General features: G+C 39.6%; 13 protein-coding genes and 1 pseudogene. 9 read left to right on the top strand and 5 right to left on the bottom strand.

The features are described 5' to 3' along the window. Positions 1-27: 27 nt before the first annotated feature. The 8 genes from O1449_RS04435 (at position 28) to O1449_RS04470 (ending at position 10,206) form a co-directional block, all read left to right on the top strand. Positions 28-1,341, top strand: a complete 1,314-nt coding sequence (locus O1449_RS04435) for a hypothetical protein (RefSeq protein ID WP_269228414.1) — start codon at positions 28-30, stop codon at positions 1,339-1,341. Positions 1,342-1,424: 83 nt separating this feature from the next. After that, entirely contained in the window at positions 1,425-2,078 is a 654-nt protein-coding gene (gene adk / locus O1449_RS04440; RefSeq protein ID WP_004663203.1) for an adenylate kinase, read from the top strand. A gap of 184 nt (positions 2,079-2,262) precedes the next feature. Beyond that, on the top strand, positions 2,263-3,594 hold the full coding sequence (locus tag O1449_RS04445) for an SWIM zinc finger family protein (protein ID WP_269239282.1): 1,332 nt from the start codon (positions 2,263-2,265) through the stop codon (positions 3,592-3,594). Further along, complete coding sequence (locus O1449_RS04450; protein ID WP_269239283.1) at positions 3,585-5,222, top strand: hypothetical protein; 1,638 nt, start codon at positions 3,585-3,587, stop codon at positions 5,220-5,222. The genes O1449_RS04445 and O1449_RS04450 overlap by 10 nt, the downstream gene beginning before the upstream one ends. A 32-nt stretch (positions 5,223-5,254) precedes the next feature. Continuing rightward, positions 5,255-6,337: an ATP-binding protein gene (locus tag O1449_RS04455; protein WP_269239284.1), complete on the top strand. Its 1,083-nt coding sequence runs from the start codon at positions 5,255-5,257 to the stop codon at positions 6,335-6,337. A 76-nt stretch (positions 6,338-6,413) separates the two neighbouring features. Further along, positions 6,414-8,771: a DUF5682 family protein gene (locus tag O1449_RS04460; protein WP_269239285.1), complete on the top strand. Its 2,358-nt coding sequence runs from the start codon at positions 6,414-6,416 to the stop codon at positions 8,769-8,771. A 3-nt stretch (positions 8,772-8,774) separates the two neighbouring features. Next, positions 8,775-9,959, top strand: coding sequence for a VWA domain-containing protein (locus tag O1449_RS04465; RefSeq protein WP_269239286.1), 1,185 nt, complete (start codon positions 8,775-8,777; stop codon positions 9,957-9,959). Positions 9,960-10,023: 64 nt separating this feature from the next. Next, positions 10,024-10,206, top strand: coding sequence for a hypothetical protein (locus O1449_RS04470; RefSeq protein ID WP_026315697.1), 183 nt, complete (start codon positions 10,024-10,026; stop codon positions 10,204-10,206). On the opposite strand, the gene nth is transcribed toward O1449_RS04470, so the two are convergent. After that, positions 10,203-10,889 (bottom strand): endonuclease III, encoded by a 687-nt coding sequence (gene nth / locus O1449_RS04475; RefSeq protein ID WP_269239287.1) that lies wholly within the window; start codon positions 10,887-10,889, stop codon positions 10,203-10,205. The genes O1449_RS04470 and nth overlap by 4 nt on opposite strands. Beyond that, a complete protein-coding gene (locus tag O1449_RS04480) occupies positions 10,890-11,690 on the bottom strand; it encodes an RnfABCDGE type electron transport complex subunit B (RefSeq protein WP_269239288.1) in 801 nt (266 codons plus the stop codon). Positions 11,691-11,793: 103 nt separating this feature from the next. Between O1449_RS04480 and O1449_RS04485 the strand changes: the two are divergent. Beyond that, positions 11,794-12,084 (top strand): annotated as a pseudogene (locus tag O1449_RS04485) (NADP-specific glutamate dehydrogenase); the annotation flags it as partial. A gap of 88 nt (positions 12,085-12,172) precedes the next feature. On the opposite strand, the gene O1449_RS04490 reads toward O1449_RS04485, so the two are convergent. The 3 genes from O1449_RS04490 to rlmH form a co-directional block, all read right to left on the bottom strand. After that, positions 12,173-13,279 carry an META and DUF4377 domain-containing protein gene (locus O1449_RS04490; RefSeq protein ID WP_269239289.1) on the bottom strand — a complete coding sequence of 369 codons (1,107 nt, stop codon included), beginning with the start codon at positions 13,277-13,279 and terminating at the stop codon, positions 12,173-12,175. A gap of 181 nt (positions 13,280-13,460) precedes the next feature. Continuing rightward, positions 13,461-14,234 carry a DODA-type extradiol aromatic ring-opening family dioxygenase gene (locus tag O1449_RS04495; RefSeq protein ID WP_269239290.1) on the bottom strand — a complete coding sequence of 258 codons (774 nt, stop codon included), beginning with the start codon at positions 14,232-14,234 and terminating at the stop codon, positions 13,461-13,463. A 100-nt stretch (positions 14,235-14,334) separates the two neighbouring features. After that, complete coding sequence (gene rlmH, locus O1449_RS04500; RefSeq protein WP_004663191.1) at positions 14,335-14,814, bottom strand: 23S rRNA (pseudouridine(1915)-N(3))-methyltransferase RlmH; 480 nt, start codon at positions 14,812-14,814, stop codon at positions 14,335-14,337. Positions 14,815-14,856: the final 42 nt, after the last annotated feature.

Below are 14,856 nucleotides of genomic sequence, written 5' to 3' on the forward strand. Positions count from 1 at the left end.
ATGTATCAATAATTCTGAGAGTCATGCATGTTTGATTACGTCAATGAATTGTGGCAGATTTTTTTAAATCGACCTGACCATCTGGCGGTCCTAAGTATTATTCCAGTGACAGCCCTAGTAACTTGGGCTCATGTATGGATGGCTTTAAAAATGGTGTTTTACCCAATTAATTTTTGGGGATTCCATTTAGGACCTTTACCTGTAGGTTGGCAGGGGATTGTGCCGCGTAAAGCAGGGCGTATTTCAGGCATCATTACTGATAATACATTATCTAAGTTGGGTTCATTGCGTGAGTTTTTAGAGGCAATGGATCCAGAAGATATGGCAATGATCATTGGTGAGCAAGTTGGTTTTGAACTTGAGCACTTGATTGATGAAGTCATGATTGATCGAAATGCGGTGCTGTGGGAAAACTTACCTTATTCGATTAAGCGTCGTATTTATGCGCAAGCGCATAAACAGCTTCCAAATACTTTAAAGGAACTTGTGACTGAGCTGACCATGAACGTGGAGTCACTTGTTGACATGCGGGAAATGGTGGTGAGCCAAATGGAAAATGATCGCCGTTTGATGGTGCGCATGTTCCAAAAAGTCGGCCAAAAAGAAATTAATTTTATTTGGCATATCAGTGCTTTAATTGGAATGTTCTTTGGTGTTTTCCAAATGATCGTTTGGTTCGTTGTACCGTGGCATTGGACAGTTCCTTTTTGGGCTGCGATCTGGGGCTTTTTGACCAACTGGATCGCAATTTGGATGGTATTTAATCCGATTGAACCGCATTATATTCGTTATCCGCAGATTTTTCGTTTGACCAAAGATCGTAAGTTTCCTTGGATTGTTCCTGTGCTAAAGCTTGGTACATATAACGTTCAAGGTGCATTCATGAAACGCCAAGAGGAAGTTTCGGATGTTTTTGCGAGCGTGGTAACGGAGGATTTGATTACTCTAAAATCCATCATGACTGAAATGATGTATGGCAGTAAAAAAGACAAAACTCGTCGTATTGTCAAGCGCCATATCAATGAAATCATGGAAACCCCATTGGTTAGAACATCATTGCAGCTTTCATTAGGTCCAAGAGAATATGCTAGACTCAAGACCGACTTGATTGATCGCTCAATTGAAATTACTATGGGTCCAGTATGTGATCCAGCTCTGAATGCAAGTCGTGCGCAGAAGATCTTTCAAATGTTTAGAGACCGCATCCGTGAACTGACACCGAAAGAGTTTCAGAATCTATTGCGACCTGCGTTCCAAGAAGATGAGTGGATCCTAATTGTATTGGGTGGTGTGACTGGTTTTTTTGCAGGTTTAATCCACTTATTTGTTGCTTTCTTATAATTAATTTGATGTTGGTTGAGCAATAAATCTGTATCATATTGCTCAATTTAAGATTTATTGTTTTTAAATGAGGATGTTCTTTTATGCGCATTATTTTACTCGGACCACCTGGGGCAGGTAAAGGTACTCAAGCTCAGTTGATCTGTAAGCGCTACAATATCCCACAAATTTCAACCGGTGATATGCTCCGTGCTGCAATTCGTGAAGGAACTGAACTAGGTCTTAAAGCGAAAAGTGTTATGGAGTCTGGTGGTCTAGTATCAGACGAACTCATTATTGGTTTGGTTCAAGAGCGTATCGCTCAACCAGATTGCGTGAACGGTTGTATTTTTGACGGTTTCCCTCGTACGATTCCACAAGCCGAAGCTTTGGAAACGGCGGGTATTTCAATTGATCATGTGATCGAAATTGATGTTCCAGATGAAGAGATTGTTCAACGTCTTTCAGGTCGTCGTCAGCACCCAGCTTCTGGTCGTGTTTATCATCTTGTTTATAATCCACCTAAAGTAGAAGGTAAGGATGATGAAACTGGTGAAGACTTGGTACAACGTCCGGATGATCAAGAAGAAACGATTCGCAAGCGTTTAGGTTCATACCATAGTGAAACTGAACAGCTAGTAGGTTTTTATCAAGGTCGTGCTGCTTCAGGTGAAAATGCACCAACTTATGATAAATTGAATGGCTTACGTGCAATCGAAGAAGTTCAAAAAGAATTATTTGCTATTTTAGATAAATAATTTAGTTTTGATAGAACTGTCTTATGTAGCCATAAGACAGTTTTTTTATACCTATAATTATCTACGACATAAAATGTCGCTATGTCAGATTAAATGATATAAAAACTAAACAAAAAACGTTATATTTCATTCAAGCGTACAATTTAAAAATACTGAAACTTAGAATTATTTTAAAGGGTTAACTATGTTGCTGACGATTCAATCTGATCAAGTCGAGCAAATTATTCCAGATGCAAGTTCGGCAAAATCAGCCAAGAAACTCGCAAAATTCGAAGCATGGAACAATATCTCGGGTTCGACTGATCAATGGATTTGGGGAGAAATTCAGGGCAGTGCGATTTATCAAAGCGCAGTTTTTTTACCTGAACTTAAATGCGAATGTAGTTGTCCAAGTTTTAAACGACCTTGTAAACATGCTTTAGCACTATTGTTTGTCTATACCGAGTATCAAGATAAATTTACTGTGCAATCAGATGAAGAAAGCATACCTGATCGAGTACAAAAATGGCGAGATAAAAAAACCAAAACACTTGAGAAAAAAGAAAACAAGATTGATAAACCGATTGATGAAGAAGCACGTGCGAAACGCCAATTGGCACGTGAGAAAAAAATGGATGCAGGCATTGAGGCATTACAAACATGGTTGAATGATGTTGTCACGATGGGGTTTGGGAGATTACGTCAGCAACAACATGAAAAGTTCCGCGATATTCAAAGTCGTTTGGTCGATGCTCAAATTGCAGGCTTAGTCAGCTATTTAGATGAGTTTTCGAGTGCGCTGTATCAAAGCAATTGGCAAATGCAAAGTTCATTTTGGATAGCTAAATTACAAACAGCCGTTCATTTATGGCAAAACCGTCAACAGCTCAAACCAGAACTTTATGAAGAAGTAAAACAGCTTTTTGGTATCAATTTACCAACTGATGTGTGGGGTCAAATTGCAGTACAGTCTTTAAATGTGTATGTATTGGGACAAGTCACACAGGAGTTGGTGAATACTCGTGGACGTTATCGTCGTCAATGGCTATGGGATAGCCAAAATTTACGCGACTATTTGTTGTTAGATTTTGAAATTCCACCTTATTCGAACTTTGGCTTAACGTTGCCTTTCCAAAAACAACTGGTTTTAAATGCCAAACTTTATCCAGTGGTAAGCCAACAACGTCTTCGTTTAGAAGATAATTTAATGTCATTCAATGATTTGAGCCTAACGCTGGTTGCGCCAAAAGGCTTTGAAAATTTTGATCAAGCATTTACTCAATATGCGAATGGATTAAAACAATATCCTTTGCAGTTAGTACGCTTTTTCTGGCTAGAGCAATTGCGTTTAGTCAAGCAGGACAAAGTGATTTATTTGGTCGATCAGGATCAAAAAATGTGTGAAATTGAGATTAAACAATTTGTTGAGTTATGGTTTTTAGTGGGGACTGAGCCATTTAGTGCAGGCGTTGAATGGAATGGATTGCAACTTAAACTGGTGAGTATTTGGCAAGGAGGGCACTTTGAATGTCTTTGAGCATATCATACAGTGAGTTTAATCAGCAGTTATTACTCAAACTGACGCTAGGGCAGCAGTTTAAACAGACTGTAAAAGTACCGAGTGAATTGCAAATCTATGTGCCTCAGCAGATTGATTCAGCTCAAGATTTATTAGTCTTGAATCAATATTGGGTGTTGATGCAACAAGCAGGTTATCAAGCGCAAGGTGTACCTGAAACCTTACAAAAGAATATTGCTGAGATTGATCAGATAGAAAATGAAAAGCAATTGGATAATCAACTTGTGCAAATTTTGAAATGGGTTGTTGCACAAGAGTCGCCATTTTTATATCAAGATTGGGTTATTCAAATTTTCAAACTTGCTCAACTACAGCAGCAAGTGATTCCTCGTTATTTGGTGTTAAAAGTTTTACCACTGTGTCGAAACCCAGTGTTATTGGCATCAGTCTTACCTGAATTTGCATTTCAGGGCGATGTGACAACGCGTTTGGATGATGCAAAAAGGGTGTGGAAATATGTGAAACAACAAGACGCAGCACCATTGATCCGTCAATTACAGAAATCAAAAAGTAGCGAATGGTCTTTGTTGATGAGCCAATTATGCGGTCAATTGCCGAACTTTATTCATCAACATATAGCAGAGTTTTGGTCACAATCGATTCAGAGAAATCATTTGCAAAGTCATGCTGAAAGTCTTGTGACATATAATATGCCAGTGACTCAATTTGAAGCTTTATACCAGCATGTAAAAACATTAGAACCACAGAATGCAGCGACAGTAAGTAGTAATGCTGCATTAGCTTTCTATTTATATTATCAAGATAACGCGCTTTATCATGAAGTTATGGCGTTACTGCGTGTATGTTTGAGCTACGATGCTCAAGCTAAAAAAGTTAAATTCAACATTAACTTAGATCAAGATGATGCATTGAATGATTATGGCTTTTTTGATCGAGAAGCTAATTTGGTCGAAAGCCGTAAAAGTTTAAAAACGGCTTACCAAAGTGCTCAAGTTGAGCAAGCTTATCAGGCATTTTGTGCAAGTCCGCAGGGCGTACTTTATCTCAAAAGAATTTTAATTCAATTGCCGCTTGCGTATTGGTTAGAATTATTTGGTACTTGGGATCATTTACTTTCATTGCATTCACAGCAAAAAGATTCGCTTTGGAATGCGTTTATTGTGTGTTGTTATCGAGAGCAACGACATGATTTAGCTTTATGGTTTTACCAACATCAAGTCAAATGGTGTGAAGCTGTAACGGCATCAAGTGGGAACATGTTTGAACGTGAGTTATTCTTTACTTTACTAGACCAAGAACCAGCAATTGGATTGTTGTTAAAGCAACTCGAGTCCCATTACCAAAATCAAGATGTAGAACATTTTTGGTTTGTTTGGCAACGTGCCAAGTCTTTGTATCAATATCATAACATCACAGAAATGGCGGTCGTGTTATTACAACATGCATATGCGAACTTAGATTTGCAGCAGGATCAGAAGAAATTTGCATTATTAAAAGAGCAGGCCCAATGGCTGATTTTGCAAGCTTATCCAATCGACATCAGTAGTTTACAAGCTCTTTTTTCTATTTCTGAATGGAAACAACTCATTCAATTGAATCAGTACAAACAAAAACTTATTGCTTAATGATCAAGAAATCATAAATTAGGATAATCAACATGTCTCAACAAGTTTTACGTGCGCGTGCAGAACAACAGTTTTCTCATGAATTAGATGCATTAAAAGCACATGACAGTTTAGTAAAACCTCCACAATGGCAACTTTCGCCTAAAGCAGTCGTAGATTACTTATTGGGTACAACACTGCCAGATGGAACAGAAATTTCTCCAAAATATATTGGTAATCGCCGTTTGATGGAAATTGCTGTTGCGACATTGGCGACTGATCGCGCCTTGTTGTTATTAGGCGTACCAGGGACAGCAAAATCATGGGTATCTGAACATTTGGCTGCGGCGATTTCAGGTAATAGTGCTTTATTGATTCAAGGTACGGCAGGTACGAGCGAAGATACCTTACGTTATAGTTGGAATTATGCGGAACTTTTATCCAAAGGCCCAAGCGAAGATGCTTTGGTGAAAAGTCCGATGTTACGTGCGATGCAAGAAGGCAAGATCGCGCGTGTGGAAGAACTGACTCGTATTCCTGCCGATGTCCAAGATACCTTGATTACCTTACTTTCCGAGAAAAATTTGCCTGTTCCTGAGTTGGGAATTGAGTATCAAGCGGTACAAGGTTTTAGTGTGATTGCCACCGCCAATAACCGTGATAAAGGAGTGAATGAACTCTCTTCTGCGTTAAAGCGTCGTTTTAATACGGTGATTTTACCGCCGCCTGCCACCATCGCTGAAGAAGTGGAAATCGTACAAAAACGGGTTCAATCTTTGGGCAAGAGTTTACAATTGCCCGAGATTCAGCCTTTAGATGCTCAAATTCAAAAACTGGTGACGATTTTTAGAGAGTTACGTCATGGGCAAACCTTGGATGGCAAGCAAAAACTCAAAACCACCACAGGAACTTTATCCACGGCTGAAGCCATTTCAGTGATGAGTCATGGTTGGGTGATGGCAGGGCATTTTGGTTCGGGCAATGTTACGGATCATGAACTCGCAGCAGGTCTACAAGGTGCAGTATTAAAAGATCCTGTTCAAGATATTGTGCCTTGGAAGGAATATGTTGAAACTGTAATTAAACAACGTGAGGGTTGGCAAGACCTGTATCGTGCTTGTCGTGACTTAGAATAAAACCAAATAATAAATGACCTCATCCCAATCTTCTCCTTGACAAGGAGAAGATGTGATCGGAATAAAGGATAGAAAAATGCTGCATATTCTCGGTATTCGTCATCATGGGCCTGGTTCGGCACGTAGTGTATGTAATGCTTTGGCTTCGATTCAACCTGACTGTATTTTGATTGAAGGGCCACCTGATGCCAATGCAATCATTGCCCAATTGCAACATGCCGATTTTAAGCCGCCTGTGGCGTTGTTGTTGAATACCCCTGTACAAAAAGAAGTGCGATCACAGGCAGTCTTCTATCCTTTTGCTGAATTTTCGCCTGAGTGGCAAGCTTTGCAATATGCGCTGCGTCAGCAAGTTGCAGTAGAGTTTATGGATCTGCCTTTGCAACATCGTTTTGCACTGGAAAAACAATGGGCAGAGCAACGTTTACAGCAAGCTTCAGCCGACGAACAAGCATTAGCAGACGAACAAGAGATTGAGTCTAATCAGCAAGATGATGTTGAGCCAGAACAGAATCTGGAGCAGCATTATCTTTCGATTCGCCGAGATCCAATTCAACTGTTGGCGGAACAGGCAGGCTATCAAGATAGCGAACGTTTTTGGGAGCATTTGGTTGAACAGCAACCGCATGCTGGACAAATGTTTGCCGCAATTACTGATGCGATGGCAGCTTTACGAGATTATTTACTGAGCCAGCAGCCTGAAAACTATAGCAGCGAAGATCAATTGCTGGAGCAGTATCGCGAAGCCTATATGCGCAAAGTGATCAAGCAGGCAGAAAAGCAGGGCTACCAAAATATTGTAGTGATTTGTGGTGCATGGCATGCACCTGTGTTGGCAGATTTAAAAGCGCAAAATAAAGCAGATACCGCTTTGCTCAAAGGCTTGCCCAAAGTGAAAGTGGATGCTGCATGGATTGCGTGGACACATGGGCGATTGAGCCGAGACAGTGGCTATGGTGCAGGTGTACAAGCGGTGGGATGGTATACCCATCTTTGGAAGCATTATCAACAAGCTTTAGACGAAAATGTTGATGGCGAGAAAATTAGCATTGATTGGTTAAGCAAATTTGCCCAAGCCTTACGCCAAGCAGGTCATGATGCCTCTAGTGCTCAGATTATTGATGCGGTACAACTAATTCAATCTTTATTGCAATTACGTGGACGCCGTATTCCTGATTTGGAAGATTTATTTGAGGTGATTCGCTCGGTCTTGAATCATGGTTTATATATTCCACAACCGATTTTAGCCAAATTGCTTGAAGACGAGCAATTGGGGCAAGTACCCGATGAATTGATTGAGCTACCCATTCAAAAAGATTTCTTGCAGCAAGTGAAGCATTTCCGTTTAAAGCTCGAAGCACCTCATCGTGACATTAGTCTTGATTTGCGTGAAGCATTCGACTTGGCAAAAAGTCAATTTTTACACTGCGTGAAATTACTCGGTCTTGCTTGGGCAGACTTGGCAGGTACAGGCTCGAAGCAAGGCAATTTTAAAGAAGCATGGCAGTTGTCTTGGCAGCCTGAGAGTAGTTTATATCTGAATGAAATGTCGCTGTGGGGCAATAGCATTCAGCTTGCCACACAAAGTTATTTAGAAAATCAGATTCGACAATGTGAAGATGTGGCGCAAATTGCGCAACTGATTGAGAGCATTTTATTGTCTGGTCTAGATCAAAGCTTAAATTTGGCTTTGGATAAATTGAATGAACTCACTACCCAGCATCAAGACCCAAGTATTATTTTGGCAACTTTAAAGCCACTGATTACTGCAATTCGTTATGGCAGTGTGCGCCAATTTTCAATGCAGCATTTGCATCAAGTGGTAGAACATTTAGCGATTCGCTTGATGTTGAGTTTGCCAAGTTATTGTGTACAACTGAATGCCGAAATGGCGCAGCAGTTTGCCCAACAACTACAAAATTTATATGAACTTTTAGAACAATTACAACAAGATGAATTGCTACAGCTCTGGCAAGAGACCTTGGAACAGTTATTGCAATTAGAACAGATGCAAGGTTATTTGCATGGTTGTTGTGTGCGTTCAGCACGAGAACAGCAGTTGATTGATGTAGAGCAAACACAGGAGTTTCTGTCTCGAGCTTTGTCGATCGGGCAGACGGCGGATTACAGTGCAGCTTGGTTTGAAGGTTTCTTGACCCATCAAGCTTTGCTATTGATTCATGAGCAAAGTCTTTGGGATGCGGTGAGCCAATGGGTCAATCAATTACAAGAGCAGCAATTCATTGAATTGTTACCGATTTTGGCGAGAACAGCTTCAAGTTTTAGCCCTGCTGAAGCACAGCAATTAATTCAGAAAGTGACGCAAAAATCGACCGCAGTCAAACAAGAGGTCGGTGCTTTAGACATCGCACGTGCTCAAACGGTATTAGATGAAATTTATGCGTATTTACAGCCTGTTGCTGTCGAGGTTTAAGTGATGAACATGAATGAAGAACTGATCACTTTAAAACAATCTGACCTTGCGGAACAAGAACGACGTTGGCGATTAATTTTAGGGCAAGTCCCAAATTCGACCTCGCATTTACCGAATTGGTCGGTGCAAGATACCAAAATGCAAGAATGCTTGAATGAGCTTTATCAGACGCAACAGTCCAATCGCCGTGGTGGTTTAGGGCATTCTAGTCCTCGAGTGGCGCAATGGTTGGGGGATATTCGCCAGTATTTCCCATCTTCTGTGGTAAAAGTTATTCAAAAAGATGCTTTAGAGCGTTTAAATTTACAACAAATGTTGTTAGAGCCTGAATTGTTGGCGAGTGTAGAGGTCGATATTCATTTGGTTTCTACCTTAATTTCACTCAATCATTTGATGCCTGAAAAAACCAAAGAAACTGCACGCATCGTGGTACGTCAGTTGGTAGAACAGCTTGAAAACCGTTTAAAACAACCATTACAGCAAGCGATTCGAGGCAGTATCAATCGTTCAGCACATACGCGTCGTCCTAAACGCATGCAAGACATTAACTGGAAACGCACCATTCAAGCCAATTTGAAACATTGGCAGGAAGATTTTAAAACCATTATTCCACATGAATTACATGGACATCCACGCCAACAAACGGCTTTAAAAGACATTGTACTGTGTGTCGATCAAAGTGGTTCGATGGCACCTTCGGTGATTTATTCCAGTGTCTTTGCGGCAGTGATGGCAAGTATTCGTGCAGTCAGTACGCAAATGATTGTATTTGATACTGAGTTAGCCGATTTAACCCCTTTGCTCCAAGACCCTGTGGATGTGTTGTTTGGAACGCAGTTGGGTGGGGGAACCGATATTGCCAAAGCGATTAAATATTGTCGTGGTAAAATTACTCGTCCAGAAGATACCATCTTTATTCTCATCAGTGATTTGTGTGAAGGTGGTGATGCCAAGCAAATGCTCAAGCAAGTCGCTGAAATGCTAGATAGTGGTGTGCAAGTGATTGCATTACTGGCATTGTCTGATGATGGTGCGCCTTGGTACGATACCCAACATGCACAGATCTTTGCGGATATGGGCATCCCAACCTTTGCTTGTACACCTGATCAGTTCCCAGAATTGATGGCAACTGCAATTGAAAAACGAGATATTCATGCATGGTATGCAACCCAACAAAATCTGACATAATAGAATATGAAGATGACGTTTCGCTATGCAAGTCGAAACGTGTGAGCTGATTGAGGATAGGTCGTTGCTGAAAATTATTTTGATTGTGGTGGTAATTTTAAGTTTAGCTTTACTGTTGTTTTTATTGTATCAAAGTCAAAAAATGCTGCGCCATGTGCAGAAACAACACGCTTTGGAAAATAAACAAAAGGGCAGAGAGCGTCAGCTGCATCCAAAATTACAACAGCGTAAAAAACCTCAGGATTAACTGAGGTTTTTTGTTGGAATTGTTTTTACGGCTCCAAATTCAAAACGATCAGGCCAGTTGCAGACATCGGATACGATACATTCAGCACATTTAGGTTTACGTGCTATACAACAATAACGCCCATGTAAGATCAGCCAATGATGAGCATCAATAATAAACTCTTTAGGAATAACCTTAATTAATCGATCTTCGACTTCTAAAACATTTTTACCTACTGCCAAACCAGTACGATTGCCAACACGGAAAATATGGGTATCGACTGCCATAGTGGGATGACCAAAGGCGGTATTGAGCACGACGTTTGCCGTTTTACGCCCTACACCTGGTAAAGATTCCAGTTCTTTTCGCGTTTCTGGAATTTGTCCTTGATATTGATCAAGTAAAATCTGACAAGTTTTGATCACATTTTCAGCTTTAGCGTTATATAAACCAATCGTCTTAATATATTCTTTTAAGCCCTCAACCCCAAGATTTAAAATAGCTTGTGCAGTATTAGCAACGGCATAGAGTTTATCAGTCGCTTTGTTGACACTGACATCGGTTGCTTGTGCAGAAAGCAAAACAGCAATCAGTAACTCAAAAGGAGAGCTGTAGTTCAGCTCAGTTTGGGGATGTGGTCTTTGCGTACGTAAACGTTCAAAAAAAGTCTGAATTTGTTTTTTGGTCATATTTTTGACAGGCATTTAGATTCCCTGTAATTCATTTAAACATTGTTGTAAATCGAGTAATTGTGCCTGTTTTTGCTCATCAGCACGTACGCTTAATTGTTTTTCTAACTTTTTGATTTGCGTTCTAATTTTCGCAAGTTCAATTGTCGTTTTTGCATCTAATACAGGATTTTCTTTCGGTTTATCCATGAGTGTGATCACGGGTACATTGTTAAGTGCTTGAGAAAATTGAGCAAAAAATTCGGTATCAATTTCAGCACGAACAATCGGTCCTTTACGACTCAAACGACGTTTTTCTTCTCGTTGGATATGCGCATAGTAACGATGTCTGAGATCATCTTGTTCAAGATTACGTTGTTGAACTGTAGGTAATGGATTGGTATCTGCGACTAGATCAATACAATCTACAGGACAGGGTGGAATACATAACTCACAACCCGTACATAGATCAGTCAAGATACTATGCATTAATTTTCCGCTACCGATAATGGCATCAACAGGGCAGGCACTAATACATTTAGTACACCCGATACATTCATCTTCACGAATTATCGCTTTCATTTGTTGCGGTCGACCATCTGCTTGAATGTCCCAAACACTCGGTTCCGCAATCATTGTTGGTCTTTTTAATAATGTCGCAAGTGCATCGGCAACAGGTTGTCCACCTGGAACGCATTTGTTTGCATCTTCACCTTCCACGATCGACTTTGCATAAGGTAAACAACCATCACGATGTCCACATAAACCACATTGTGTTTGTGGTAAAAGTTGGTCTACCTGAACGATAAGAGAGAGTTGTTGTGCTGAAACTGACATGAAAGAAGATAGGATAAAAACAGTGTCGCTATTATAGCAAAGAATAGTTTAATCGGCGGCAATCGTTGCTTAAATCTATTTTTATAGATTTTTTATTTTTGCAATTGACGCAGTTGAACAATTTATCGCAGCTAAGATTTTGTATGCACCAGGTAAAGCATCAAATGCGGGCGGAGTTGCAACTTCCGCTCTTGAGATGTCTCAAAATGCGTTACGTTTCGGTTGGACACATGGTGAAGTCGATGAACGCTTACATGCCATCATGAAAGATATTCATGTCAATTGTTTAAGATATGGAACTAAAGAAGACGGGACTGTTAACTATGTGGATGGAGCAAATATTGCTGGTTTCGTCAAAGTAGCAGATGCCATTCTCGCGCAGGGTATTTATTAAGGGTCTCCTAAACTCCCGCTTTAATAAAGAGAGACTTTTCATAAAAAAATCCGATGTTGAAACATCGGATTTTTTTAACTGACTAAAATTATGGTTTTTTCACGGTTTCTTGTTCAACCATCATATCTAAGACATCAGCTAAGCTTGATTGATCTGCTGCTGGATTTTTAATTTCATAGCGTTTAACACGAACGATCACACGTTGGTTTGGATTATGTTCAAAGCCTTCGATTTGACCGTAGTAAAGTGACCAATTTTTATCAGCATAGGTTTTGATGCCTTTGTCATCATATTTAATCTCACGAACTTGCATACATGTTTGTGGTGCTACACCCGTACATGATTTAGTTTGTGGTGAAATTTCGAGGAAAACGATTTTACCTTCAGACTGGTATTTTGCTTCAGCTGTCATTTTACCAAGGAACGTATATTTTTGACCGTTTGCATCGCTTAAAGTTAAGCTCGGCTGGTCTAAATTTGTTGCATTAATTTCAAATGAAACCTTACGTTTTTGTAAAAGTGTACCTGCAAATTGCTCTTGTTTCATCAGCGCTGGTTCACATGCCATCATTGTTGAAGCGCCATTACCTGTAACAATTGAACCATTTTCAATTTTCCATGAGGTATTTAAGCGGTTACAACCAGTATCTACAGATAAACGATCATTGGCTAAAAAACTTAATACGATTGGTTTTTTTGTATCAGTTGGTTGATATGACCAAGTATAGTTTGTTAACACACTCGTATTCACGATTTTGCTTCCTGTAAATACATGTTTTTGACCTTTACTATCAGTTACTTTCAAGATCGCTTGATCATTTTGGGTACTGAGTGTGAAAGGAACTTTTTTCTCACTAAAAATATCAGCAGATAAGCGTTCTTGTTGCATTAAATCATCCGCACATGCCATCATTGTTGATGCCAGTGGTGAGGTTACAATGGTATTACCTTCAACTTTCCAAGTCCCACCTTGATTATTACAGCCAGTTTGAATAGATAATCGTTGATTATCATCGAAAGATAAAACTAAAGGTTTTGATGCTTTTGAACCTTGATAAGTCCAATTATATTCAGTTAAATTTTTTGCAGCAGTTGTATTCATTTGAGAAATAACATTATCAGTCACATTTTGTACTGTTTGGCACGCCATCAAAGAAAGTGGCAATAAAGCAAGAACTAAATATTTAATTTTCATAGTCAAACAACAGTAAATAAATAACAGTCATTAGCTTAAAGTATTCTTAAAAAAAGAAAATGTAATCCGTTTATGGATTAAGTTCGTTAAATGTATCCAATTGTAAATTTTAAGAAAATTAATTAGGAAAATGACTTACTCAAATATAAGTAAGCCATTTAAAAAACATGATGCTTGGTTTTTAATCAAAACGATAAATGTCCATACCTAATGACCCCATTGAAAAACTACTATGCACGATACTAAAACGATGTCCTGTTCCCATTGCAAAGAATAATGGTGCAAAATGTTCAAGGGTAGGATGATTTCGTTGCACGTAGGGTAAAGATGGCCAGTTAAGTACAGCGTCATAATCTTGATGGTTCAGTTTACTGACCACACTATTTCGAAATGTGCTTGCCCATATTGGAACTGCAGCATCTGCATGCCATGAAAGTTCAGAGAGATTATGGGTAATGCTACCAGAGCCAATTAATAAAATTTGTTGTTCACGTAAAGGTGCTAAAACTTGCCCAATTTTGTAAATCTGGTCAGCATTCATTTCAATGGGTAAGGAAATTTCAATCACAGGAATATCGGCTTCTGGATACATATGCAATAAAGGCATCCATACACCGTGATCTCGTGGTCGCGTGCTATTGGCATGTGCAGGAATATCTGCTTCTGCAAATAGAGTCAGTATTTCCTCAGCAAGTTTTGGAGCGCCCGCAGCAGGATAACGGATCTCATAAAGTTCAGGGGGGAAACCACGAAAATCATGCCACGTTTGAGCTCGGGTTGAGGTACTTACTTCTAGCGCTTGACTTTCCCAATGAGCAGACATCACAATAATTGCCTGAGGTTTTGGTAAATTATTGCTTAAACGATGCAATGCGGGACCCACTTGTTCAGGATCAAGTGCAAGCATGGGAGAACCATGAGAAATAAATAACCCGGGTAAAGTCTGGAAATTCATAGATAAGCACCTGATTAGAAATACATCATTATCGTGACAAATTCATGGGAACAATGACAGCCCTTAAACATCAACAGATTGTTCTATAATCAGAACAATTTTAAGCGCGATGATAAGGATGATTATGATTGATACTCATCGCTCTATAAAGTTGCTCAATCAGTAAAATACGAACCATTGGATGTGGCATGGTCAATTTAGAAAGAGACCAATGCCAAGCTGCTGCTTTACGAACTGCGTCTGAATGTCCATCAGGACCACCAATCGCAAGAGCAATATCATTGCCTTCAAGCATCCATTGTTTCATGGTATCTGCCAGTTTTTCTGTACTGAGTTCTCGACCACCTACTTCTAAGGCAATTAACGTTTCATTGGGTTTAAGTGCATTTAAAATACTATCACCTTCAATTTGACAATATTTTAAAATATCTGCTTCTGAATCATTTTTGCCTCGTTTTGCCATTGGGAGTTCAATGACTTGAGTTTGTACAAAAGGTTGAATGCGTTTGAAATAGTCTTCAAATCCAGTTAACACCCAAGCAGGCATTTTTTGCCCAATAGTCAGAATACGAATTTTCATAGAATAAATAGATCGAGAAATTACGCCTATTATAAACAGTGT

Origin of the sequence: Acinetobacter sp. TR3, from assembly GCF_027105055.1 — a bacterium.
Taxonomy (GTDB): Bacteria; Pseudomonadota; Gammaproteobacteria; order Pseudomonadales; family Moraxellaceae; genus Acinetobacter.

Coding starts and splice junctions, on each gene's coding strand:
- O1449_RS04465 (WP_269239286.1), top strand. CDS start 8,775: ATGAACATGAATGAAGAACTGATCACTTTAAAACAATCTGACCTTGCG.
- O1449_RS04490 (WP_269239289.1), bottom strand. CDS start 13,279: ATGAAAATTAAATATTTAGTTCTTGCTTTATTGCCACTTTCTTTGATG.
- O1449_RS04455 (WP_269239284.1), top strand. CDS start 5,255: ATGTCTCAACAAGTTTTACGTGCGCGTGCAGAACAACAGTTTTCTCAT.
- O1449_RS04480 (WP_269239288.1), bottom strand. CDS start 11,690: ATGTCAGTTTCAGCACAACAACTCTCTCTTATCGTTCAGGTAGACCAA.
- nth (WP_269239287.1), bottom strand. CDS start 10,889: ATGCCTGTCAAAAATATGACCAAAAAACAAATTCAGACTTTTTTTGAA.
- O1449_RS04445 (WP_269239282.1), top strand. CDS start 2,263: ATGTTGCTGACGATTCAATCTGATCAAGTCGAGCAAATTATTCCAGAT.
- O1449_RS04450 (WP_269239283.1), top strand. CDS start 3,585: ATGTCTTTGAGCATATCATACAGTGAGTTTAATCAGCAGTTATTACTC.
- adk (WP_004663203.1), top strand. CDS start 1,425: ATGCGCATTATTTTACTCGGACCACCTGGGGCAGGTAAAGGTACTCAA.
- O1449_RS04460 (WP_269239285.1), top strand. CDS start 6,414: ATGCTGCATATTCTCGGTATTCGTCATCATGGGCCTGGTTCGGCACGT.
- O1449_RS04495 (WP_269239290.1), bottom strand. CDS start 14,234: ATGAATTTCCAGACTTTACCCGGGTTATTTATTTCTCATGGTTCTCCC.
- rlmH (WP_004663191.1), bottom strand. CDS start 14,814: ATGAAAATTCGTATTCTGACTATTGGGCAAAAAATGCCTGCTTGGGTG.
- O1449_RS04435 (WP_269228414.1), top strand. CDS start 28: ATGTTTGATTACGTCAATGAATTGTGGCAGATTTTTTTAAATCGACCT.